The sequence below is a fragment of the Lelliottia sp. WB101 genome (assembly GCF_003051885.1).
Lineage (GTDB): Bacteria > Pseudomonadota > Gammaproteobacteria > Enterobacterales > Enterobacteriaceae > Enterobacter > Enterobacter nimipressuralis.
This window is the reverse complement of the sequence record NZ_CP028520.1, coordinates 2,707,734-2,730,310: the sequence shown is the minus strand read 5'-3', so window position 1 is coordinate 2,730,310 and position 22,577 is coordinate 2,707,734. Positions and strand designations below refer to the sequence as shown.

The 22,577-nt window shown below is 55.9% G+C and carries 19 protein-coding genes, 2 tRNA genes, 1 pseudogene and 1 other annotated feature; of the genes and pseudogenes, 10 read left to right on the top strand and 12 right to left on the bottom strand.

The genetic code is table 11. The features are described 5' to 3' along the window. Positions 1-43: 43 nt before the first annotated feature. The 3 genes from DAI21_RS13040 to DAI21_RS13030 are packed head-to-tail and all read left to right on the top strand — an operon-like array spanning position 44 to position 5,153. Entirely contained in the window at positions 44-1,129 is a 1,086-nt protein-coding gene (locus tag DAI21_RS13040) for an efflux RND transporter periplasmic adaptor subunit (protein ID WP_199908224.1), read from the top strand. Next, on the top strand, positions 1,129-4,191 hold the full coding sequence (locus DAI21_RS13035; RefSeq protein ID WP_107703304.1) for an efflux RND transporter permease subunit: 3,063 nt from the start codon (positions 1,129-1,131) through the stop codon (positions 4,189-4,191). The genes DAI21_RS13040 and DAI21_RS13035 overlap by 1 nt, the downstream gene beginning before the upstream one ends. A gap of 38 nt (positions 4,192-4,229) precedes the next feature. After that, positions 4,230-5,153 (top strand): acyltransferase, encoded by a 924-nt coding sequence (locus DAI21_RS13030; protein ID WP_198520750.1) that lies wholly within the window; start codon positions 4,230-4,232, stop codon positions 5,151-5,153. 25 nt (positions 5,154-5,178) lie between these two features. Here DAI21_RS13030 and pagP read toward each other — a convergent pair whose 3' ends face one another. Beyond that, complete coding sequence (gene pagP, locus DAI21_RS13025; protein ID WP_370447047.1) at positions 5,179-5,754, bottom strand: lipid IV(A) palmitoyltransferase PagP; 576 nt, start codon at positions 5,752-5,754, stop codon at positions 5,179-5,181. Between the two features lie 223 nt (positions 5,755-5,977). Here pagP and shiA point away from each other — a divergent pair, with 223 nt between their 5' ends. From shiA to DAI21_RS13010, 3 genes are all read left to right on the top strand, one after another. After that, a complete protein-coding gene (gene shiA / locus DAI21_RS13020; RefSeq protein ID WP_107703303.1) occupies positions 5,978-7,291 on the top strand; it encodes a shikimate transporter in 1,314 nt (437 codons plus the stop codon). Between the two features lie 76 nt (positions 7,292-7,367). Continuing rightward, positions 7,368-8,822: an AMP nucleosidase gene (locus DAI21_RS13015; protein ID WP_107703302.1), complete on the top strand. Its 1,455-nt coding sequence runs from the start codon at positions 7,368-7,370 to the stop codon at positions 8,820-8,822. A 15-nt stretch (positions 8,823-8,837) separates the two neighbouring features. Beyond that, positions 8,838-10,610 carry an aminopeptidase P family protein gene (locus DAI21_RS13010; protein WP_107703301.1) on the top strand — a complete coding sequence of 591 codons (1,773 nt, stop codon included), beginning with the start codon at positions 8,838-8,840 and terminating at the stop codon, positions 10,608-10,610. Between the two features lie 95 nt (positions 10,611-10,705). On the opposite strand, the gene DAI21_RS13005 is transcribed toward DAI21_RS13010, so the two are convergent. The 3 genes and pseudogenes from DAI21_RS13005 to DAI21_RS23485 all read right to left on the bottom strand — a co-directional run. After that, positions 10,706-10,781: transfer RNA gene (locus DAI21_RS13005), tRNA-Asn, on the bottom strand. A gap of 80 nt (positions 10,782-10,861) precedes the next feature. Continuing rightward, the gene (gene emmdR, locus DAI21_RS13000) at positions 10,862-12,304 is read right to left on the bottom strand and encodes a multidrug efflux MATE transporter EmmdR (RefSeq protein ID WP_234419529.1); all 1,443 of its coding nucleotides are present in this window, start codon (positions 12,302-12,304) and stop codon (positions 10,862-10,864) included. Between the two features lie 108 nt (positions 12,305-12,412). Next, positions 12,413-12,463: pseudogene (locus tag DAI21_RS23485) on the bottom strand (hypothetical protein); the annotation flags it as partial. Positions 12,464-12,532: 69 nt separating this feature from the next. On the opposite strand from DAI21_RS23485, the gene DAI21_RS12995 reads away from it, so the two are divergent. Beyond that, a tRNA-Asn gene (locus DAI21_RS12995) sits at positions 12,533-12,608 on the top strand. Positions 12,609-12,720: 112 nt separating this feature from the next. On the opposite strand, the gene DAI21_RS12990 is transcribed toward DAI21_RS12995, so the two are convergent. From DAI21_RS12990 to dacD, 4 genes are all read right to left on the bottom strand, one after another. Then, complete coding sequence (locus DAI21_RS12990; RefSeq protein ID WP_095282548.1) at positions 12,721-13,056, bottom strand: DUF496 family protein; 336 nt, start codon at positions 13,054-13,056, stop codon at positions 12,721-12,723. A gap of 168 nt (positions 13,057-13,224) precedes the next feature. Continuing rightward, the gene (locus tag DAI21_RS12985; RefSeq protein WP_100779656.1) at positions 13,225-14,283 is read right to left on the bottom strand and encodes an FUSC family protein; all 1,059 of its coding nucleotides are present in this window, start codon (positions 14,281-14,283) and stop codon (positions 13,225-13,227) included. Between the two features lie 99 nt (positions 14,284-14,382). Next, positions 14,383-14,856, bottom strand: coding sequence for a DNA gyrase inhibitor SbmC (sbmC, locus tag DAI21_RS12980; protein WP_107703299.1), 474 nt, complete (start codon positions 14,854-14,856; stop codon positions 14,383-14,385). Between the two features lie 120 nt (positions 14,857-14,976). After that, positions 14,977-16,143, bottom strand: a complete 1,167-nt coding sequence (gene dacD, locus DAI21_RS12975) for a serine-type D-Ala-D-Ala carboxypeptidase DacD (protein WP_107703298.1) — start codon at positions 16,141-16,143, stop codon at positions 14,977-14,979. A gap of 198 nt (positions 16,144-16,341) precedes the next feature. Between dacD and sbcB the strand changes: the two genes are divergently transcribed. Next, positions 16,342-17,778 (top strand): exodeoxyribonuclease I, encoded by a 1,437-nt coding sequence (gene sbcB, locus DAI21_RS12970; protein WP_199908222.1) that lies wholly within the window; start codon positions 16,342-16,344, stop codon positions 17,776-17,778. A 61-nt stretch (positions 17,779-17,839) separates the two neighbouring features. On the opposite strand, the gene DAI21_RS12965 is transcribed toward sbcB, so the two are convergent. From DAI21_RS12965 to DAI21_RS12950, 4 genes are all read right to left on the bottom strand, one after another. Next, positions 17,840-19,198 carry an APC family permease gene (locus tag DAI21_RS12965; protein WP_181826542.1) on the bottom strand — a complete coding sequence of 453 codons (1,359 nt, stop codon included), beginning with the start codon at positions 19,196-19,198 and terminating at the stop codon, positions 17,840-17,842. Continuing rightward, the gene (gene yoeI, locus DAI21_RS23480) at positions 19,188-19,250 is read right to left on the bottom strand and encodes a membrane protein YoeI (protein ID WP_100780850.1); all 63 of its coding nucleotides are present in this window, start codon (positions 19,248-19,250) and stop codon (positions 19,188-19,190) included. The genes DAI21_RS12965 and yoeI overlap by 11 nt, the downstream gene beginning before the upstream one ends. A 222-nt stretch (positions 19,251-19,472) precedes the next feature. Then, positions 19,473-20,402: a LysR substrate-binding domain-containing protein gene (locus DAI21_RS12955; protein ID WP_107704249.1), complete on the bottom strand. Its 930-nt coding sequence runs from the start codon at positions 20,400-20,402 to the stop codon at positions 19,473-19,475. 41 nt (positions 20,403-20,443) lie between these two features. After that, positions 20,444-21,268, bottom strand: a complete 825-nt coding sequence (locus DAI21_RS12950) for an SDR family oxidoreductase (RefSeq protein ID WP_107703296.1) — start codon at positions 21,266-21,268, stop codon at positions 20,444-20,446. 175 nt (positions 21,269-21,443) lie between these two features. Between DAI21_RS12950 and hisL the strand changes: the two genes are divergently transcribed. Further along, complete coding sequence (gene hisL, locus DAI21_RS12940) at positions 21,444-21,494, top strand: his operon leader peptide (protein ID WP_099516347.1); 51 nt, start codon at positions 21,444-21,446, stop codon at positions 21,492-21,494. Further along, positions 21,470-21,593 (top strand) — a sequence feature (His leader region). (Overlaps the previous gene by 25 nt.) Positions 21,594-21,628: 35 nt before the next feature. Beyond that, a complete protein-coding gene (gene hisG, locus DAI21_RS12935) occupies positions 21,629-22,528 on the top strand; it encodes an ATP phosphoribosyltransferase (RefSeq protein WP_107703295.1) in 900 nt (299 codons plus the stop codon). Positions 22,529-22,577: the final 49 nt, after the last annotated feature.

The following is a 22,577-nucleotide window of genomic DNA, read 5'->3' as shown; positions in this document are numbered from 1 at the left end:
AGTATTCGTAATAAATGGCGTTTTTATTTATTAGGGGAATAGTGTGAATCGTTACGTTTCGCTTATACCGGCCCTTATTCTTGGTATCACCGCCTGCGATCAAAAAGCGCCAGATGTTCCGCCTCAGCCGAGAATGGTGAAAGTCGCCACGGTGATGGATGCCGGCCAGGCGCAACAGCGCGTCTTTCCGGCAAGAATTGAGTCCGGCGATGCCACCGACCTCTCCTTTAAGCGCGGCGGACAGATTGAAACGCTCGATATCCGCCAGGGCACCCCTGTGAAACAGGGCCAGCAGCTGGCGAGCCTCAATGCGCGCGAAGCCCAGCAGCGGGTAAGAGACCGCCAGACCTCGGCCACGCTTGCCCAGCGTCAGTTCGACCGTTTTCAGACGCTGGCCGGACGCCAGGCAATCTCCAAAGCCGAGATGGACGTGCAGCGCGCCACCCGTGATTCCGCCAATGCCGCCCTGAAAATCGCCCAAGAAGAGCTGAGCCAGATGACGCTCACCGCCCCTTTTGCAGGCACCGCGGCAAGCGTTCAGGTACGTAATCATCAGGTGGTTGCTGCCGGACAGCCGATCGTGACCCTGACCCGAACGGATCTGCTCGACGTGGTGTTTAGCATTCCCGAAAACCTGTTCAAAACCCTGGATATCCGTAACGCTGATTACCGCCCACTGGTGAAAATTAACGCCCTGCCGGGGCGCGAATTCAGCGCGGTCTATAAAGAGCATACGGGCAGCAGTGACAGTAATACCCTCACCTGGCAGGTGATTTTAACCATGCCGCGCCCGGATGATTTCCCGGCTGTCGGCGGCGTTAGCGGCACCGTGACGGTCAATCTGGCGAATCTTCCGGCGGGCGCGGGGCGCAATGCGCTGGTTGTGCCGGTGGAGGCGGTGTTCAATCCGGATAACAGCCCGCGCAACGAGCCGCACGTGTGGGTGGTCAAAGGCGAGGGTGATACGTTGCAGCTGGAAGATCGCAAAGTCACGGTCGGACAAGTTACCGCTCAGGGGATTATCATTGCCGAGGGGCTGAAGGCCGGAGAGCGCGTGGTGGCTGCGGGCGTCGGCGAACTTCACGCCCAACAGCCGGTGCGGATCTGGACCCGCGAGCGGGGTCTGTAATGGATATCTCTCGCCAGTTTATCGATAACCCCATTCGCGTCTGGCTGACGGTTCTGCTGCTGGGCGTCGGCGGTATTTTTGCGCTGCTGAACATTGGTCGCCTGGAAGATCCCACGTTTGCTATCAAAACGGCGGTTGTCATTACCCACTATCCCGGCGCCTCGGCCCAGCAGGTGGAAGAAGAGGTCACGCTTCCGCTAGAAAATGCCCTGCAGCAGCTGCCCTACCTCGATAACATCAGCTCGATCTCGTCAAACGGGCTGTCGCAGATCACCGTGAATATCGCCTCGCGCTACCACTCCAACGAACTGCCGCAAATCTGGGATGAGCTGCGCCGCCGGGTGGGCGACGCCTCGCGCCAGTTTCCACCGGGCGTGGTGACACCGTTCGTGAATGACGACTTCGGCGATGTGTTTGGTTTTTTCTTTGCCCTTTCCGGCGACAACTTTACCAACCCTGAGCTGGCCCAATATGCCGATCAGCTGCGCCGCGAGCTGGTGCTCATCCCCGGCGTCGGGAAAGTGGCGATTGGCGGTGCGGTTCCGCAGCAAATTAACGTCGACATTTCGCTCCCCAAAATGGCGGCGCGCGGGATCACTCTCGGGCAGATTTCAACCCTGCTGGGGCGGGTAAACAGCGTTGCCAACGCCGGGGAGATCCTCTCCGGCAGCGAATCCATTCGCCTGCATCCGACGGGCGAATTTGAAAATCTCGACGAACTCGGCGACATGATTATCACCCCGCCCGGCGTCGGGGCCACGACGCGTCTGCGCGATATCGCCACCCTTTCTCGCGGGCTGACGGTTTCGCCGTCGAGTATTTACCATGCCAATGGCCGCCAGGCCGTGACCATGGGCGTTTCCTTTATTCCGGGCGTCAATGTGATCGACGTGGGCCACGCGCTGGAGGCCAAACTGCAGCAGATGTCAGCGGAAAAACCGGCGGGCATCAACATCGATCTGTTTTACGATCAGGCCGCCGAAGTGGGCCACTCGGTGAACGGTTTTATCATTAACTTTCTGATGGCGCTGGCGATTGTGATCGGCGTGCTGCTGATTTTTATGGGATTACGCAGCGGCATCATTATCGCCCTGTCGCTGGCCCTGAACGTGCTGGGCACGTTGCTGATCATGTACCTCTGGGGTATTGAGCTACAGCGAATTTCCCTGGGCGCGCTGATTATTGCCCTGAGTATGCTGGTCGATAATGCGATTGTGATTGTCGAAGGGGTGCTGATTGCACGCCAGCGCGGCTCCACGCTGATGACCGCGATTAACTACGTCATTCGCCGCTCGGCCCTGCCGCTGCTGGGCGCGACGGTGATCGCCATTCTCGCCTTTGCGCCGATTGGCTTATCTCAGGACTCCACGGGCGAATACTGTAAATCCCTGTTCCAGGTGCTGCTGATCTCCCTGCTGCTGAGCTGGTTCTCGGCGCTCACCATCACGCCGGTGATGATCAAGTGGTGGCTGTTTAAAGGGCAGAAAACCGCTGACGCCCCTGCAGATGCCGATCCCTATAATCAGCGGTTTTACCGCCTGTATCAGCATATGCTCAACGCCCTGTTGCAGCGCAAAGCCATCACTCTGGCGCTGATGGTGGTCCTACTGGCGGCCGCTATCTGGGGGTTTGGCGCGGTTCGGCAAAACTTCTTCCCGTCGTCGAATACGCCCATTTTCTTTGTCGACCTGTGGCTGCCCTACGGCACGGATATCGCGCAGACCGAAAAGATCACCAGCGAAATTGAAAATTCGATCAATGGCCAGCCCGGCGTGGTGACCACCGTCTCAACGATTGGTCAGGGGAGCATGCGTTTTATTCTGACCTACAGCGGCCAGCGCCAGTACAGCAATTACGCGCAGATCATGGTGCGCATGGACGATCAGAGAAATATCGCCGCCCTCACGCGCCACGTTGACGACGATATTGCCCGGCACTATCCCGAAATTAACGCCAGTACCAAACGGGTGATGTTTGGCCCGTCCGGCGACAGCGCCATCGAAGTGCGCATCAAAGGGCCGGACCCGGACCGGCTGCGCCTGATCGCAAGCCAGGTGGATGCGATTCTCGCCCGCGATCCGGCCACCGACAGCGTGCGCAATGACTGGCAAAACCGCAGCAAAGTGATTCGCCCGCAGTACGTTGCGGCATCCGGGCGCGAGCTGGGGGTGGATAAACAGGATATCGACAGCGCACTGGAGATGAATTTCTCCGGCAGCCGCGTCGGGCTGTATCGGGAAGGCTCCGATCTGCTGCCGGTCGTCGTGCGCCCGCCGGAAAGCGAGCGCCAGGACGCAAACCATCTGAATAACGTGCTGGTCTGGAGTCAAAACCGTCAGCAATATATTCCCCTGAGCAACGTGGTGAGCGGCTTTGCCCTTGAGTGGGAAGACCCGCTGATCCTGCGCCGGGACCGCAGCCGGGTGCTGACGGTGCAGACCGATCCCGACCCGCTCAGTCAGGAGACCTCCGGCGATATTCTGGCGCGGGTAAAACCTGACATCGACGCCCTGCCGCTGCCGCACGGCTATAGCATCGAGTGGGGCGGAGACGCGGAAAACTCCAGCGAGGCGCAGCAGGGTATTTTCACCACGCTGCCGCTGGGCTTCCTGGTGATGTTTATCATCACCATTCTGATGTTTAGCTCGGTGAAAAACGCGGTGGCGATCTGGCTGACAGTGCCGCTGGCGCTGATTGGCGTGACGCCGGGCTTTTTACTCACCGGAATTCCCTTTGGCTTTATGGCGCTCATTGGGCTGCTGAGTCTGAGCGGGATGCTCATTCGTAACGGCATCGTGCTGGTGGAAGAGATCGAGCAGCAGAAAGAGCACAAAGCGCAGTACCAGGCGATTGTTGATGCCGCTACGTCACGTTTGCGCCCTATCCTGCTCACCGCCTTCACCACGGTGCTGGGCCTCGCTCCGCTGCTGCGCGATGTCTTCTTCCAGAGCATGGCGGTGGTGATTATGTTCGGCCTGGGCTTTGCAACCATCTTGACCCTGCTGGTCCTTCCGGTTATTTATGCCTGTTTCCACCCCACGGAGAGGGTACGACCCCAATGAACCCCACAGGGCTGAACATCATTAAAACGCTGGGATGCATGACGGCGGTGACGTTTTTCACGCTGTACCACACCTGGGATCGCTACGATTACGATTACCACTGGATCCTTGGCTTTCTGACCTTTATCTCGACCATCGCCACCCCGCTGTTTTTTGTGGTTGCGGGATATCTGGATGCCCAGTCGCGCCACGGCTCGCGCTGGCAGCTCGATAAAATCAAAGCCGTGGTGATGGTTTTTCTGTTCTGGATGACGGTCTATTATTTGTGGGAGCCGTATCAGCGCGGGTATTTAATCCAGCCGTGGTTTGTTTTCACCTTTATCGTGATTTACACCTTCCACCCGCTGATCGAGTGGCTAAGCCAGCGGCGCAACCTGTTGATTGGCGTGACCTTCGCCCTGCTAATCTTTGCCTATAGCTATGATTTGCTGTCGGCACTCTACCCGGACAAACATTTGCTCTCGCTGCCCCCGCAGTACCGGCTCTGGACCTGGCTGCTGTTCTATCTCACCGGCCAGATCTTTTTCGACCCGGTTATTTCCGCCTGGATCAGCAAGGGTAACGTCGTGAAAACGGCCATTGCGGCCATTCCGGTGATTTATCTGTTCACCTGGTTTTATGAGCAGCACTTCTTTTTCGCCCTGTTCAAGGCGGATCGAAACGCGTTCATTCTGACCGGCTCCCAGATTTATATCCTGATTGTGGCGCTGGTGATTGCCGCTAACGGCGTGCGTTTTCGGAAAAATATCGAATTCAAAGAGGCCATTTTAGCCGCCGTCAGCAAAACGATGACCGGGGTGTATATTCTTCACTACTCCGTGTTTCATCTGCTCACGTCGCTGATCCCGGTGACGTCGCTCACCACCAAACTGCTGCTGATTGCGCTGACGTTCATCGCCTCGGTGCTGATTTCAATGCTGGCCCTGTCAAACTCGGTGGTGAAAAAGATCATCACCCTTTAATGCGAGGTGGCGCTGCGCCTCGCAGCTAAAACCCGTAACGCAACCAGGCAAAGAGCACGTTGCCGTTGTTATAGGTACCGGGAATATAGGTGAATTGCACGTTTAGCCGTTTATACCCGGCCGAGAACAGCGGCAAAATAATCGGCAGCGGCACATAGTTGGCAAAATCCTGGCGGGCGGTGATCCCCGCCGTCACGCCCAGTCCGAGGCGAAAATCGCGCGCATTATCGAGATACCAGCCCTTCTCCCAGCCGTAGCCGATAATCGGCTGCCATTCGTTATGAGAGTCTTTAAACATCATCGCGTAGAGGGAACTCCAGTTCCCCTCTTCGTTATAACGGGACACGCCAAACCCACCGCCCCACGGCATTTCATTGTATTTATCGGTTTTCTCTTTGTCGTACATAAAGCGCGCGTGCCAGCTCAAAAAGGGCAGATAGAGATCGTAGTTTTGCGGGGCGTTCCACGTCTGGGAGACATCGCTGGTAAGATTGTTCCACCAGCCGGTAATGCGCTGTTCCCCGTAAACGCCCGGTTCAGCATACAGGGGAGCCACAAACCACATCAGCATAATGAGTAAGACAATCCGAATCGGGTGCATCATCATTCCCTCAGCAAAATCGTTCTGCGATAAGTATTACTGTAACCCCTTTCTGGAAACTCCTTCGCCGCGTTTTGGAAATTTTACCGCCCAGGACGGATAAAATTGTTTTCGCCTGCTGCCTGTCGGGGTAGTCTCATTGTTCCCGTCTCTCTGACGGGGACGATGTGAGCAACCTTTTAGCATACTAATAATTAGAAATTTGGTACTGACAGGACAAAAAATGGACTCCACCCTCATCTCCGAACGCCCCAACGAGGAGACACCATCGCTTAACCGCGCCCGACGCGCTGCTCTTGGAAGCTTCGCCGGTGCCGTCGTCGACTGGTATGACTTTCTGCTCTACGGCATCACTGCCGCTCTGGTGTTTAACCGCGAATTTTTCCCCCAGGTCAGCCCGGCGATGGGCACGCTCGCCGCGTTTGCCACCTTTGGCGTCGGCTTCCTGTTCCGTCCGTTAGGCGGTGTGATTTTCGGCCACTTCGGTGACAAGCTGGGCCGCAAACGGATGTTAATGCTCACGGTCTGGATGATGGGCATCGCCACCGCACTGATTGGCATTCTGCCCTCCTTCGACACCATCGGCTGGTGGGCACCGGTGTTGCTGGTGACCCTGCGCGCGATTCAGGGCTTTGCCGTGGGCGGCGAATGGGGCGGTGCGGCGCTGTTGTCCGTCGAAAGCGCGCCGAAACATAAGAAAGCCTTTTACAGCAGCGGCGTACAGGTGGGGTATGGCGTTGGCCTGTTGCTCTCAACAGGGCTGGTGTCACTCATCAGTTCGCTCACCACCGACGAGCAGTTCCTGAGCTGGGGCTGGCGCATTCCGTTCCTGTTCAGCATCGTGCTGGTGCTGGCCGCCCTGTGGATCCGCAACGGCATGGAAGAGTCCGCCGAATTTGAAAAGCAGAAGAGCGAACCGCCGGTGGCGAAAAAACGCCTGCCGGTGATGGAAGCGTTGCTGCAGCATCCCGGCGCCTTCATGAAAATTATCGCCCTGCGCCTGTGCGAACTGCTGACGATGTATATCGTCACCGCCTTTGCCCTCAACTATTCGACACAAAACCTCGGCCTGCCGCGTGAGCTTTTTCTGAATATTGGTCTGCTGGTCGGCGGAATCAGCTGTCTGACGATCCCCTGTTTTGCCTGGCTGGCGGATCGCTTTGGTCGTCGCCGCGTGTACATCACCGGGGCGCTAATTGGCAGCCTCAGCGCCTGGCCCTTCTTTATGGCGCTGGAAGCCCAGTCAATGTTCTGGATTGTGTTCTTCGCCATTATGCTGGCCAATGTCGCCCATGACATGGTGGTGTGCGTGCAGCAGCCGATGTTCACCGAGATGTTTGGCGCAAGCTATCGCTACAGCGGTGCGGGCGTCGGCTATCAGGTGGCGAGCGTGGTGGGCGGCGGATTTACGCCGTTTATCGCCGCCGCCCTCGTGACCTTCTCCGGCGGAAACTGGCAGAGCGTGGCGGTCTATCTGCTGGCGGGCTGCCTGATCTCCGCGATGACAGCGTTGCTGATGAAAGAGTCTCACGAATGATGTCCTGACTTTTTTTTCACATGTGGGTGACATACTATCGAGTGACGTCGCACATCTGTGGATCAAGGAGACAGACATGAATAATAAGGGCTTAAGCCTGACACCTGCTCAGGCTCTGGAAAAGCTGGAGGCGTTGTACGATCAATCGGTTAACGCCCTGCGCAACGCCATTAGCGAGTATATTGAGAACGGAACGCTTCCTGATGAAAAGGCCAGAATTGATGGCCTTTTTGTTTATCCCTCGCTTTCGGTGACCTGGGACGGCGGCACCACCACCACGCCAAAAACCCGCGCCTACGCACGCTTTACCCATTCAGGATGCTACTCCACCACCGTTACTCGCCCTTCCCTGTTCCGCCCTTATCTGGAAGAGCAACTGACGCTGCTGTATCAGGATTACGGCGCCCATATCGCCGTAGAGCCGTCGCTGCATGAAATTCCTTACCCGTACGTCATCGACGGCTCAGCGCTGACGCTGGACCGTTCCATGAGCGCCGGGCTGACGCGCCATTTCCCGACCACCGAGCTGTCGCAGATTGGCGATGAGACCGCTGACGGGATTTACCATCCTGCGGAGTTTTCCCCGCTGTCGCACTTCGATGCCCGACGCGTCGATTTCTCCCTGGCACGCCTGCGTCACTACACCGGGACCCCGGTTGAACATTTCCAGCCCTTTGTGCTGTTCACCAACTACACCCGCTATGTAGATGAGTTTGTACGTTGGGGCTGCAGCCAGATCCTCGACCCGGACAGCCCGTACGTGGCGCTCTCCTGCGCGGGTGGGATCTGGATCACCGCCGAGACCGAAGCGCCAGAAATGGCGATTTCCGATCTGGCGTGGAAAAAGCACCAGATGCCCGCCTGGCACCTGATCACCGCTGACGGCCAGGGGATTACCTTGATCAACATCGGCGTCGGCCCGTCGAATGCTAAAACCATTTGCGACCATCTGGCGGTGCTGCGCCCGGACGTGTGGCTGATGATCGGCCACTGCGGTGGGCTGCGTGAAAGCCAACTGATTGGCGACTACGTGCTGGCACACGCGTATCTGCGCGACGACCATGTTCTCGACGCCGTGCTGCCGCCTGATATCCCTATTCCCAGCATCGCCGAAGTCCAGCGCGCCCTGTACGACGCCACCAAACAGGTGAGCGGAATGCCGGGTGAAGAGGTCAAACAGCGCCTGCGCACCGGCACCGTGGTGACGACCGATGACCGTAACTGGGAGTTGCGTTACTCCGCCTCCTCCCTGCGCTTTAACTTAAGCCGCGCGGTGGCTATCGACATGGAAAGCGCCACCATTGCCGCTCAGGGCTATCGTTTCCGCGTTCCGTACGGCACGCTGCTGTGCGTCTCCGATAAACCGCTGCACGGTGAGATTAAACTTCCGGGCCAGGCTAACCGCTTCTACGAGGGGGCGATTTCCGAGCATCTGCAAATCGGTATCCGCGCGATTGATTTACTGCGTGCGGAAGGCGACAAGCTGCATTCGCGCAAACTGCGTACCTTCAACGAGCCGCCGTTCCGCTAAAAACAAGGATAACTCATGCATACCTCATCACCCCTTACGGCGCTTCGCCAGTGGCTACAGGAAAACAGCCTCGACGGCATGATCGTGCCGCGCACGGATGCGTGGCAGAGCGAATACTGCGCACCACATTTCGAAAAACTGGCGTGGCTGACCGGCTTTGACGGCTCTGCGGGGCTGGCGCTGGTCCTTAAAGAACGCGCCCTGCTGTTCGTCGATGGCCGCTATCAGGTGCAGGCCCGTGTGCAGGTCAATATGGATGATTTTACGATCCATCATCTGCACAACGAACCGCTGGCCCAGTGGCTGGAAAACAACGCGAGCGCAGGCGTGCGCATCGCCTTTGATCCCCTGCTGATGACCCACAACGAGTATCAGCAGCTTGCCGCCACCGCCTGTGAATTTGTCCCGCTTGAGACATCGCCTTTCGACACGCTCTGGACCGACCGCCCTGCCGCCCCGGCAGGCTTGATCCGCGAAATGCCGGTGGCAATCAGCGGTGAAAGCAGCGCCGACAAACGTCATCGTGTGGCGCAGTTGCTACAGGATAACGGCGCGGATTATCTGGCAGTAACCATGCCGGATAACATCGCCTGGCTGTTGAACGTGCGTGGCTGCGACATCCCCACCAGCCCGGTTCCGCTCTCGTTTGCGTTGTTGAGCCGCACGGGATACGTGGAATGGTTCGTTAATGGGGACAAAATCCGCGATCTCCCCGCCTCTGCCCTGGAGGGGATTGTCGTCTCGCCACAGGATGATTTTGTGCCTCGCTGCAAGCAGCTGGGTGAAGGCAAGCGCGTGTGGCTGGATGCGGATTCCGCGCCCGTCGCGCTGCGTTTTGCGATTGAGCCGCAGGGAGAGATCCTCTGGCAGGCCGATCCGGTGACGCTGATGAAGGCGAATAAAAATCCGGTCGAACTGGAAGGCTATCGCGAATGCCACCAGCAGGACGGCGCCGCCTGGGTGAATTTCCTCGCCTGGCTGTCTCACGAAGTCCCTCAGCGCGAGGCCACGGGCAAGCCGCTGACCGAGCTGGAAGCGCAGGCGCAGCAGCTGGTCTTCCGCGAGCAGCAGCCTGGTTTTATCGAGCAGAGCTTCGAGACGATTTCGGCCTCCGCCAGTAACGCCGCGATGTGTCATTACCACTCCAGCGCAGCATCAAACAAAGCGATCACCAGCGGGCATTTCTACCTCAATGATTCGGGTGGTCAGTATCAGAACGGCACCACCGATGCGACCCGCACGCTTGCGTACAGCAAGCTGGATCCGCAGCAGCGCCTGCACTATACCGCCGTGCTGAAAGGCTTTTTATCCCTGATTTCACTGCAATTCCCGTCGGGCACGCAGGGGCATCAGCTCGATGCGTTTGCCCGCCGTCCGCTGTGGGAGCTGGGGCTGGATTACGATCACGGTACCGGCCACGGCGTAGGGCATCAGCTGCTGATCCATGAAAATCCGCAGCGTATCGCCAAAAAAGTGAATCCGTGGCCGCTGGTGGCCGGGAATATCATTACCATCGAGCCTGGGTATTATCAGGCCGACAGTCACGGTATTCGCATTGAGAATCAGGTGGAGATCGTGGAGAGCATGCCGGGCTTCTGCAAGTTTGCCTCGCTGACACTGATCCCGATTGATTTGAGCCAGGTGGAACTCGCGCTCCTGACCGAGCAAGAGAAGCAGTGGCTGGATGATTACCATCAGCAGGTGCGGGATGTGTTATCGCCACGGGTGAACAGCGATGCGCGTCCGTGGCTGTTTGAAGCGACGGCTCCGATTCGCGTGAACCGATAGCGTGGCGTGTTGCCCGGTAAGCGAAGTCGCTATCGGGCAATTTTCCTGAACGCAGAAAAGCAAAAAGCCTGCTGTAAAAGCAGGCTTTTCAAATTTGGCTCCTCTGACTGGACTCGAACCAGTGACATACGGATTAACAGTCCGCCGTTCTACCGACTGAACTACAGAGGAATCGTGTGAACGGGGCGCATATTATCGACGCCACCTTTCGTTGTCAAAGACAGATTGCAGAAAATCGTTCGATTGCTGCTTTATTCCTCAGTTCGCACATTTGTCATCCGTTCTGACACGTCAGGAGCAGCATTCGTGGTCTTGATTCGTGGATATTTCCATAGCCAGCGGCCGCTGACCATTCGCCAGTAGAACAGTGCGCCGCGCACCGCCCAGTCGAGGAACATCCCCAGCCAGACGCCCACCACGCCCATCCCGAGCAAAATCCCGAGTCCATAGCCCGCCACCACGCGACAGCCCCACATGCCCAGCATCGACACCCACATCGCAAAGCGCGCATCACGCGCCCCTTTCAGCCCCGCAGGAAGCACCCAGGAGGCCGCCCAAATCGGCATAAAGGCCGCGTTCAGCCAGATGAGGATTTTAACCACCTCTTTAACGTCATCCTCATGGGTATAGAACGAGGCCATCAGCCCTGCGAACGGCGCGGTTCCCCAGGCGATAATCGTCAGGCCAATCGTTGACAGCCAGAACACGTGGCGCAGCTGGCGCTCCGCCTGAGCAATCTGCCCTTTGCCGAGCCGTTTACCGGTGATGATCGTCGAAGCCGACCCGAGGGCGTTCCCCGGCAGGTTAATCAGCGAGGCGATTGAAAATGCGATGAAGTTACCGGCGATGACATCGGTGCCCATTCCGGCGACAAACATCTGGGTCAGCAGTTTCCCGCCGTTAAACAGCACCGACTCAATGCTGGCAGGAATACCGATTCCCATCACTTCCCAGATAATGGCGAAATTCAGCGGGCGGAAGTAGCTTTTCAATGAAATACGCAGCGCGGGATTGAGACCAATCATCAGCACCGCAACAATCGCGGCTGCACCGATGTAGCGGGAGATAGTCAGCCCCAGCCCTGCACCCACAAATCCCATACCATCCCAGGAGAAAAGCCCGTAAATCAAAATGCTGCTGATGATGATATTGAGGATGTTCATCCCGCCGTTAATGAGCAGCGGAATTTTGGTGTTGCCCGCACCGCGAAGCGCGCCGCTGCCAATCAGCGTAATGGCCGCCGCCGGATAGCTCAGCACCGTCATTTCGAGGTACGTCAGCGCCAGGCCTTTCACTTCACTGGTCGCCTCCCCCGCCACGATATCGATAATCTCTTTACCGAAATAGTGGATCACCGCCGCCAGGATGATCGAGAAGATGGTCATGATCATCAGGGATTGTCTCGCCGCCTCGCGCGCGCGTTTTGGGTCGAGTTTACCGAGACTAAAGGCCACCACCACCGTGGTACCGAGATCGATGGCCGCAAAGAATGACATCACGACCATGTTAAAACTGTCCGCAAGACCCACGCCCGCCATCGCCTCTTTACCCAGCCAGCTCACAAGGAACGTGCTGAGGACGCCCATCAGCAGGACGCAGGTGTTTTCCAGAAAGATAGGCACAGCAAGAGGGGTGATTTCACGCCAGAACAGAACACGATAGCTTTTACGTTTGGCATACCAGGGCGTACGCATGACGGCATGGCGCAGAGCGGAAGTGACGTTCAAAATGGACCTTAACGAGAGAAAGTTGAAACTCCATTTCAAATAATGAGGGAGAAACGCTAATCCTGCAAAGTATTTTCCACAAAAAATTGTAGAGAATGACGACAAACTGTCGACAGAATCAGCAGTTGAACCATTGAGTGTAAGATCAGGTTTGACAAAAGTTTTTTCGCCGCTAAGATAAGCCTCCTAACCGATTCCTCTGTAGTTCAGTCGGTAGAACGGCGGACTGTTAATCCGTATGTCACTGGTTCGAGTCCAGTCAGAGGAGCCAAATTTGAAAAGCCTGCTTTTAAAGCAGGCTTTTTGCTTTTCTGGGTCTGTAAAATACCCCAAAAAAAAGCCCCCCTGCTTTCGCAGAGAGGCCATATCAATCTTCGCGACAGTTACTCGCTTTTCGCTTCGCCGTTTTTGATTTCGCCAATCACTTTCAGCTTCTTGGAGATGTCACGACGCTCTTTGGACAGCTCAGCATTTTTGATGATGTAGTCGTCTACGCGATCTTCGTAGTCGGTTTTCATGCTGGCGATAATGCCCTGAATGGCTTCAACGCTCATACCTGGCTTGATGTAGTCGCTCAGGTTATCAAGCAGCAGAACGCGTTTCTGGTTGTCACGGATCTTCTTCTCAACGTCCTGGATTTCACGCTGCAGTTTGTTTTTGCGGCGGAACAGGCGGACGAATTCCAGAACATCCTGGAACGAAGGCTTAGTAGTTTCCATTTTGATACCCCTGCTAATGTAAGATTCGGATTCGTTTAAGCAACCACTGTGCAGATAACCTTACTGACAGCCGCTGCGAATGACAATGACTATATCGTTTGATCCTATCATAACCCCAATCGCTGCTGAATCGAAGCAGCAGGCGTCACAACGGGAGATAGCTGCTTTTTATTTGCGCAGCGCCCGGCAGATAAGATGCGACAAAAGCTCCAGCTGCCGCGCCATTTCCATGCTCAACCATACATAGCCGTGGATAGGCGTTTCCGCCACGCCGTCGCCCTGATGTTCGTTGATCAGCTCTCTTAACTCGGCGGTGATTTCATTCAACCGCTCGCTGTTGGCGAGAATCGGCTGCGGGTTCCCCTCATACAGCGCGTGAGCGATAGTCAGCAGCGTTTGCTGCGTCATCTGCTGCGTTTCCTTGAGCGTATGGGCATTCAGCAGCACAAAGTGGCTGGCGCGCGAGGCCCAGTGGGCATTGATCTGCAGTTCGAGCATACACACCAGATTACGACTAACCGTTTGAATCGCCTCAAAGATAGACTTTTGAATATGCGTCTCTTTGCTGGCGGGGGCAATAATCCCGCGCATTTTGACGATATCGTTGAGAATTTTTTGCAAATGCTTTTCGAGGCGCGGGCGTTCCACCAGATTCGGGGAAAAACCCGCCTGATAGACACGGTTGACGGCGGTCACGTAGTTCGCCATCTGAATACGCCAGTGCAGGAATGCACGCTGCGGCCAGATGCCGGTGAAGAGCATCGCCAGAAGCGATCCCAGAATGACGTCGCCGCTTCGCCAGAGCGCAGTGGCCATATCCCCCGCCGGGGCGCCAACGACCACCGAAAGGGTGATGCCAATCAGCAGCGCCTGATAGGGCTTTTTACCGAGCGCCAGCCAGCCGCACAGGAACATCGCCCCTGCGCACCACAGCAACATCACGGGAAGTGAAATCAGCTCCAGTTTTAATGCAATCAACCCAAGCGCGGAGCCAAAAATGGTGCCGCCAATACGCTCAAAGGCGCGCGGAACCACGTTTCCCCAAAAAGAGATTGGCCCCATGATCACCACCAGCGTGATTAACGGCCAGGTCCCTTCAGGGATGTGCAGCAGTCTCACCAGCAGGAAAGTGAGAATAAACGCCAGCGCGATACGACAACCATGCACAACGCGATAGTGTCGGTATAAACGGATTTCAAAAGGAGTTAATGATTTGTCGGGACGCACACCCGCTCTCCAGCTACACGGCAAATCACAATTGTACTGTGTTTTCTGCCGGACGCATCACGTCCGACAGAAAAACCACACAAATAACAGGATTGCTGCTCAACCCACTTTATTTTGCACCGCGACGTACATTTCGATATCCCAGTAACCATCGACATTGCCATCGTTCAGGTAGCGTTCAAAGCACGGCTTGGGAGCGATCTGGTAATGGTGATCTTCAAGAAGACTGTTGAAGAAGCTATACCACGGCGTGGCAAAATCGTGGTTTTCGACACGCGCAACGGCGACGGCATAGTCGCCTGCGGCGATTTCCGTGTGGATCACCCCTTCACTGTTCGCGGGGATCTGAAAATCTTCCGGGACCGTCACCGCCGTATCGCAGCGCAGTTTTTCCGCGGGGACTTCATCGGGATTGTCGTAATAGACCGCCACCCATTCGAGGGGCTGGATGTGGTTGCCATCGACCCACATCGCCAGTTGCTCAAAACCCTGTTTGACCGTTTGCTCCCACGGGCCAACCATATGAAAACCAGCGATTTTACGTTTTGGTTGCTGCTTGATGCTGTAGTCCATACTGCCTCCGTTTATTACTGTATATTTATACACTATAAAGCAGATTCGTTATGTCCGGCAAATGCGAGATGTTTATTATGTGAGCAGACTCGCAGGAGTGCCAGTCTGCTCTTTGGGCCGTCAGGCTTTGTGATGCAGATAGTCGCTCAGACGAGAGAAAAGACCGCCCTTGTTGACCTTCTCCAGCGTCACCAGCGGCCAGTGTGCGACGACTTTATCGCGGTCATACAGCTCAATTTCACCCACACGCTGATGCGCGGCGATAGGCGCTTCCAGCTCTTTTTTATCGAGTACATATTTGGCTTTAATGTTCGCCACTTCTGATTTTGGCAGCGCCAGCCAGAAATCCTGATCCGTCCCGAGGGAAATTTGCTCTTTATCGCCGTACCAGATACGCTCCGTGCCGACCTGTTTTCCACTGCGCAGAATCTGCACGGTATCGAAGTTTTGCTGGCCCCAGTGGAGCAGCTTGCGGGCCTGATCTTCGCGCCCCTTCGGGCTGTCTGCCCCCATCACCACGGCAATCAGGCGACGCTGACCATCTACCGCCGACGCAATCAGGTTAAAGCCCGCCCCGGAAGTGTGCCCGGTCTTCAGCCCGTCGACATTCATGATTTTATCCCACAGCAGCCCGTTACGGTTTTGCTGGGTGATCCCGTTCCACGTAAGACTCTTTTCACTGTACATATGGTAGAAGTCAGGCTCGCCGTGAATAATCGCCCGCGACAGCACCGCCAGATCGTAAGCCGAACTGTGCTGACCCGGAGCGTCCAGGCCGTGCACGGTTTCAAAGTGCGTATCACGCAGGTTCAGCTTTTGCACGTAGTCGTTCATCATGTTGACGAACTGCGGCTGGCCGCCTGCGACGTGGTCGGCTAATGCGACACAGGCGTCGTTACCGGAATCCACAATCAGGCCACGGCTCAGATCGCGAACGGTGACGCGATCTCCCGCTTTCAGGAACATCAGCGACGACCCGTCGAACACGGGATTGCCTTTCGCCCACGCGTCGCGCCCGACGGTCACGATGTCATCGGGGGTAATACGATGGCTGTCGATCGCGCGGTCGACCACATAGCCCGTCATTAGCTTGGTAAGGCTGGCCGGATTACGCTGTTGGTGCTCGTTGCCCGCTGTTAAAATTTGACCAGTAGTGTAATCCATCAGCACCCAGGAGCCTGCCTGAATGGCCGGCGGCTGCGGCGAGTAGTCCATGGGATCGGCAGCCAGGGCAGACGTAATACTCGAAGCGAGTAAAGAAACAGCAATAAACAGACGGCGTTTCAACGAAATTTCCTCAGGTCATTTAAAATCGTTGCCCTTTTTACGGAAGTTCTCGCTCCATTACCTGTTTAAATTGCAAAAAAATGTGACGTAACGCAGAGATTTAGCGGAAGGCCGCGCGCAATTCTGGCACTGAAAAACGCTTTTTATTCGGCGTGTCGCCGCCGATCGTTTACCATAGCAGTGTCACTTTTTAACAGGATGGTAATACTGGTGTCTGATTCCGCCGCGCTTCCCACATTTCTCTTTCACGATTACGAAACCTTTGGCACCAGCCCGTCGCTGGACAGGCCTTCGCAGTTCGCGGCGATCCGCACCGACGCTGATTTCAACATCATCGGCGAGCCGGACGTTTTTTACTGCAAGCCTGCCGACGATTATCTGCCCCAGCCCGGCGCCGTGATGGTGACCGGCATTACGCCACAGGAAGCGCGTGAGAAAGGCGTGAACGAAGCCGAGTTTGCCCGTCGCGTTCATGACCTGTTTACCGTGCCGAATACCTGCGTGGTGGGCTATAACAACATCCGTTTCGATGATGAAGTTACGCGCAATATCCTCTACCGCAATTTCTACGATCCGTACGCCTGGAGCTGGCAAAACCGCAATTCGCGCTGGGACCTGCTGGACGTGATGCGCGCCTGCTACGCTTTGCGCCCGGAGGGGATCAAATGGCCTGAGAATGACGACGGGTTACCCAGCTTCCGTCTTGAGCATCTGACCCGCGCCAACGGCATTGAGCACAGCAATGCGCACGATGCAATGGCCGATGTGTACGCCACCATCGCCATGGCGAAGCTGGTGAAAACCGCGCAGCCTAAACTGTTCGACTATTTGCTCAGCCATCGCAGCAAGCAAAAACTGATGACCCTGATTGACGTCCCGCAGATGAAACCACTGGTGCATATCTCCGGCATGTTCGGCGCATGGCGTGGAAATACCAGTTGGGTCGCGCCGCTGGCGTGGCACCCTGATAATCGCAATGCGGTGATTATGGTCGATCTGGCGGGCGATATTTCACCTCTGCTTGAACTGGACAGCGACGCCCTGCGCGAACGTTTATATACGCCGAAGAGTGAGCTGGGCGATAACGCCGCCGTTCCGGTTAAGCTGGTGCATATCAACAAATGCCCGGTGCTGGCGCAGGCGAACACGCTGCGCCCGGAAGATGCCGACAGGCTGGGTGTGAACCGCCAGCGTTGCCTCGATAACCTGAAAGTGCTGCGCGACAACCCGCAGGTGCGTGAAAAAGTCGTGGCGATCTTTGCCGAAGCCGAGCCTTTTGTGCCGTCGGATAACGTCGATGCGCAGCTCTATAACGGTTTTTTCAGCGATGCCGACCGCGCTGCCATGAATATCGTATTGCAGACAGATCCGCAAAATTTACCGGCGCTGGATATCACCTTTGCCGATAAGCGTATCGAGAAGCTGATGTTTAACTACCGGGCACGTAACTTCCCTGGCACCCTCGATGAAGCCGAGCAGGAGCGCTGGTTGCAGCACCGTCGTAACGTCTTTACGCCGGAGTTTTTGCAGCAGTACGCCGATGAACTGGAAATGCTGTATACGCAGTATGAAGGGAACGCGGAGAAACAGGCGCTGCTTAAAGCGCTGTACCAGTACGCGCAGGAGATTGTCTGAGGGTTTCAGGCATAAAAAAACCGGAGACATGTGCTCCGGTTTTTTTCGTCATCGCTCAGGATCAGGCGATATCTTCGTACTGTGGAACCGGGTTGCGGAAGCTTTTGGTCACGCAAGCCAGGTACACCAGACCGATACCACCCCAGATCAGGCCCAGAATCATTGAGCTTTCTTCCAGGTTAATCCACAGCGCACCCACCGTCATCGCGCCACACATCGGCAGGAACAGGTAGTTGAAGTGGTCTTTCAGCGTTTTGTTGCGCTTCTCACGGATCCAGAACTGAGAGATCACGGAGAGGTTAACAAAGGTAAAGGCCACCAGCGCACCGAAGTTAATCAGCGCCGTTGCGGTTACCAGGTCAAATTTAATCGCCAGCAGCGCGATAGCGCCTACCAGCAGCACGTTCCATGCCGGGGTACGCCATTTCGGATGAATGTAGCCGAAGAAGCGAGTCGGGAACACGCCGTCGCGACCCATCACGTACATCAGACGGGAAACGCCTGCGTGAGCGGCCATGCCGGAGGCCAGTACGGTGACGCTTGAGAAGATCAGCACGCCCCACTGGAAGGTTTTACCCGCAACGTACAGCATGATTTCAGGCTGAGACGCATCCGGATCTTTAAAGCGAGAGATATCCGGGAAGTACAGCTGCAGGAAGTAAGAGGCACCGATAAACACCATGCCGCCCAGCAGCGCAGTCAGCAGAATCGCGCGCGGAATGACACGCTCTGCGTCTTTGGTCTCTTCAGACAGAGAAGAGATGCCGTCAAAGCCGAGGAACGAGAAGCACAAAATTGTCGCGCCAGTAATCATCGGCACCACGTGTGCGCCTTCAGACCAGAACGGACGGGTGCTGGTCAGCGTACCTGCGCCTTCACCGTGTGCCACACCGTAGATGATCATGCCGACGATAACCGCCACGATGCCCATCTGCAGAATAACAATCAGGGTATTGAAGTTAGCCACGGTCTTGATGCTGCGCAGGTTAGAGATGGTCATAAAGGCCACCAGCGCGACAACGAAGATCCACGACGGTACGGAAGGCACCAGCGCTTCAAAGTAAATTTTTGCCAGCAGAATGTTGATCATCGGCATGAACAGGTAGTCCAGCAGAGATGACCAGCCCACCATAAAGCCAACAGCCGGGCTAATGGATTTCTGAGCATAGGTGTACGCAGAGCCAGCGGACGGGAAACGGCGAACCAGTTTGCCGTAGCTCAACGCAGTAAAGAGAATAGCGACCAGCGCAAAGGCGTAAGCCGTTGCAACGTGACCGTCAGTGAGGCCTGAAACGATACCAAACGTATCGAACAGCGTCATCGGCTGCATATAGGCGAGGCCCATCATGACAACCGGAATCAACGTAAGTGTTTTACGTAATTCCACGCGAGAGGTTTTTGGAGTAGCGTTATGCGACATGGTTATTCTCCTTTACGGTGAAAACCGCCACGTAAGCAAAAGATTGCCCCATTTTCTGGATTCCTCAGCGACAACAACTGTCGGATTTTAGTAAGTATCTATCCGGTACGAAGCCCGGCCTCTTTGTTTTTAAATGGCGTTTGTTACATGCAAAAAAAAATAACCGACGCCTTTTATATCGTCGGTTAATCTCATTTTTTTGCAGCGGCGCATTTTGCCCCATCTTTGGCATAAAAGGCAATAGATTCAGAACCCCTTCGCGATTTTCTTTTTACTAAGCGGTTGATATTCCGCCCTCAGGTAAAGTGTAAACGGCAGCGATAGCACTATTTGCTAAAATCTCATCCCGCCACCATGCGCTGGCAAGCCCAGCCGTCTGTTCATTCCACCCCACCCACACCGATTCGCTGTTGGTTTGCGCCAGCACTTGCTTCTCAACCAGCGCTCCACTTTCAATGAATCGCTGAGCGAGATAACGCGGTAAATACCCGCAGCCCAGGCCGCTGATTTGCAGCTCCAGCTTGGTTTTAAAGTCGAAAACGGTAATTGCTTCCTGATCGTCGAGCAGTTGCGATGAGGCGGCGCACTCAGGCAGCGAGCTGTCGCCGACGACGATTGCGCGACAGCCTTTAATGACGCGTCGCGGAATTGGCTCCGCCTCCTGAGCAAGAGGATGATGCGGGGCGACCACGAAAACCTGTTCAAGGGTACCGATACGCGCAAACCCAAAATCACTCGACTGGGGTGGATCGCGCAGGGCACCGACGATGATATCCGCCCTCCCCTGAGTGAGTGCCTCCCAGGAGCCGCCCAGCACGCCGTTGATAAATTTGAGTCGGGTGACGCTGTGACGCTGATAAAACGCTTCGATCAGCGGAGAGAGTAATGAGAAGGGAAACGTATCATCCACGCCGATGATAAGCTCGTTTTCCCAGCCCTGATGCAGCTTAATCGCCTGTTTTTCCAGCTCCCGCACCGTGTGGAGCACCTCGCGCCCCTTCTCAAGAAGCATCTGCCCTGTTCGGGTGAAACGCGCGCGGTGACCGCTGCGATCGAGCAGCTGAATATTGAGGTCACTTTCGAGCTTGTGGACGGTGTAGCTTAACGCCGAGGGAGTTTTGAAGAGCTTCGCTGACGCGGCAGCAAAGCTCCCCTCTTTTTCGAGTGCATCGAGGATAATGAGAACATCCAGCAGCGGTTTCATGTCGCCCCCAAAACGGTGTGCGATCAAACCCGCTGGCAGGGTTATTCCATTGGCATCACCAGCGGATCGGGATATTGATACTCAAATCCCAGTTCACGACAAATACGATTGCCATCAATCACTTTGCCTTGCCCTTCCCCAGATGCGTCGCGAAATTGCGGCGGCTCAAGCCCAAGCTGTCGGGCCATCACGGGATAAAACTGACTTCGCGCCGGATGAGAGGGCGCACATATATTATAGATGTGACCGCCCTTCGGGGCCTGTAACAGGAGCGTAATTGCGCCGATCACGTCTTCAAGATGAACAAGATTGACGCCATGTTGCCCATTCGGTGCCGTTTTCCCGGCAAAGAAGCGCCCCGGATGACGTTCTGGCCCGACTAAACCGGCGAGGCGTAAAATATCCACCTGGGTACCCGGTAAGTTGTGCAGCCAGTCTTCCAGCTCTTTCAGCACGCGCCCGCTGGCGGTAACGGGCTTTCGCTCGGTACTCTCTTTCACCGTGCCTTCCACATCGCCGTACACCGACGTTGAGCTGGTGAAAATAATGCGCGGAATGTGATGCGCCAGAGCGCTGTCGACAATCTCCTGCACGGCCTGACGGTAGAACTCCTCGCCCGGCCCGCTGCGGCGTGCGGGCAGCGTGATCACCAGCGCATCCACATTCATCAAGCTGTCGAGATCGTCCGTATCGCAGACCAACTCCGGTTCCAGGCGTAACTCGACACCCTCAATGCCGCACATTCGCGCGGCCTCAACGCCGTCCACCGTGGTTTTGCTGCCGGTCACCTGCCAGCCTCGCGCCGTTAACGACATCGCCAGCGGCATGCCTAACCATCCTAAACCGACAATTGCGACCTTTTTCATGCGTTTTCTCCTGGCTTGCACGCGTCTGACTTAAGGCTACGCCAGCGCTGAGGAACTGACAATTCATAGCATCAATATGAAATGAATTAATGATTAAAAAAAGCCCTTGCTTTACACCGTGAATGTGGTTTAGGTTAAAAGACATCAGATGCATAAGCATTCACAGAGAATTTATATGACACGCGTTCCTTTTAAAAACCACCATCATCACCATCATCCTGACTAGTCTTTCAGGCGATGTGTGCTGGAAGACATTCAGATCTTCCAGTGGTGCGAGAACGCAAGAGAGAGCCCCCGGAAGATCATCTTCCGGGGGCTTTTTTTTGGACCGTATCCAGACAGGGTAATAAGGATAACAGAATGTTAGATAACTCACGTTTACGCATAGCTATTCAAAAATCAGGCCGCCTGAGCGACGATTCACGCGAATTACTCTCCCGCTGCGGGATTAAAATTAACCTGCACACGCAGCGCCTGATTGCCCTCGCTGAAAATATGCCGATCGATATCCTGCGCGTTCGCGATGACGATATTCCGGGCCTGGTGATGGACGGCGTGGTTGATCTTGGCATCATCGGCGAAAACGTGCTGGAAGAAGAGCTGCTGACCCGCCGCGCGCAGGGCGAAGACCCACGCTATTTCACCCTGCGTCGTCTGGACTTTGGCGGTTGCCGTCTCTCCCTCGTCACCGCAGTGGATGAGGCCTGGGACGGCCCGGCTGGGCTGAACGGCAAGCGCATTGCCACCTCTTATCCTCACCTGCTGAAACGCTATCTCGATCAGAAAGGCGTGCAGTTTAAATCCTGTCTGTTGAACGGTTCCGTCGAAGTGGCCCCACGCGCCGGACTGGCGGACGCCATTTGCGACCTGGTCTCTACCGGCGCGACCCTCGAAGCAAACGGCCTGCGCGAAGTGGAAGTGATTTACCGCTCGAAAGCCTGCCTGATCCAGCGCGATGGCGACATGCCGGATGCCAAGCAGCAGCTGATTGACCGCCTGCTGACCCGTATTCAGGGTGTTATTCAGGCTCGCGAATCAAAATACATCATGATGCATGCGCCAACCGAACGTCTGGATGAAGTGATTGCTCTGTTGCCAGGCGCGGAACGCCCAACCATTCTGCCGCTGGCGGGCGATCAGCAGCGCGTAGCGATGCATATGGTTAGCAGCGAAACCCTGTTCTGGGAAACCATGGAAAAACTGAAAGCCCTGGGTGCCAGCTCCATTCTGGTGCTGCCGATTGAGAAGATGATGGAATAATTCCGCGAACAGTGCCCGGTCAGCGTTCGCGCATCCGGCAAAAGGAAAG

Coding starts and splice junctions, on each gene's coding strand:
- DAI21_RS13015 (WP_107703302.1), top strand. CDS start 7,368: ATGAATAATAAGGGCTTAAGCCTGACACCTGCTCAGGCTCTGGAAAAG.
- DAI21_RS13035 (WP_107703304.1), top strand. CDS start 1,129: ATGGATATCTCTCGCCAGTTTATCGATAACCCCATTCGCGTCTGGCTG.
- DAI21_RS13030 (WP_198520750.1), top strand. CDS start 4,230: ATGACGGCGGTGACGTTTTTCACGCTGTACCACACCTGGGATCGCTAC.
- pagP (WP_370447047.1), bottom strand. CDS start 5,754: ATGCACCCGATTCGGATTGTCTTACTCATTATGCTGATGTGGTTTGTG.
- DAI21_RS13010 (WP_107703301.1), top strand. CDS start 8,838: ATGCATACCTCATCACCCCTTACGGCGCTTCGCCAGTGGCTACAGGAA.
- DAI21_RS12955 (WP_107704249.1), bottom strand. CDS start 20,402: ATGAAACCGCTGCTGGATGTTCTCATTATCCTCGATGCACTCGAAAAA.
- shiA (WP_107703303.1), top strand. CDS start 5,978: ATGGACTCCACCCTCATCTCCGAACGCCCCAACGAGGAGACACCATCG.
- hisG (WP_107703295.1), top strand. CDS start 21,629: ATGTTAGATAACTCACGTTTACGCATAGCTATTCAAAAATCAGGCCGC.
- sbmC (WP_107703299.1), bottom strand. CDS start 14,856: ATGGACTACAGCATCAAGCAGCAACCAAAACGTAAAATCGCTGGTTTT.
- emmdR (WP_234419529.1), bottom strand. CDS start 12,304: ATGCGTACGCCCTGGTATGCCAAACGTAAAAGCTATCGTGTTCTGTTC.
- DAI21_RS12965 (WP_181826542.1), bottom strand. CDS start 19,198: ATGTCGCATAACGCTACTCCAAAAACCTCTCGCGTGGAATTACGTAAA.
- sbcB (WP_199908222.1), top strand. CDS start 16,342: ATGGTAATACTGGTGTCTGATTCCGCCGCGCTTCCCACATTTCTCTTT.
- DAI21_RS12950 (WP_107703296.1), bottom strand. CDS start 21,268: ATGAAAAAGGTCGCAATTGTCGGTTTAGGATGGTTAGGCATGCCGCTG.
- DAI21_RS12990 (WP_095282548.1), bottom strand. CDS start 13,056: ATGGAAACTACTAAGCCTTCGTTCCAGGATGTTCTGGAATTCGTCCGC.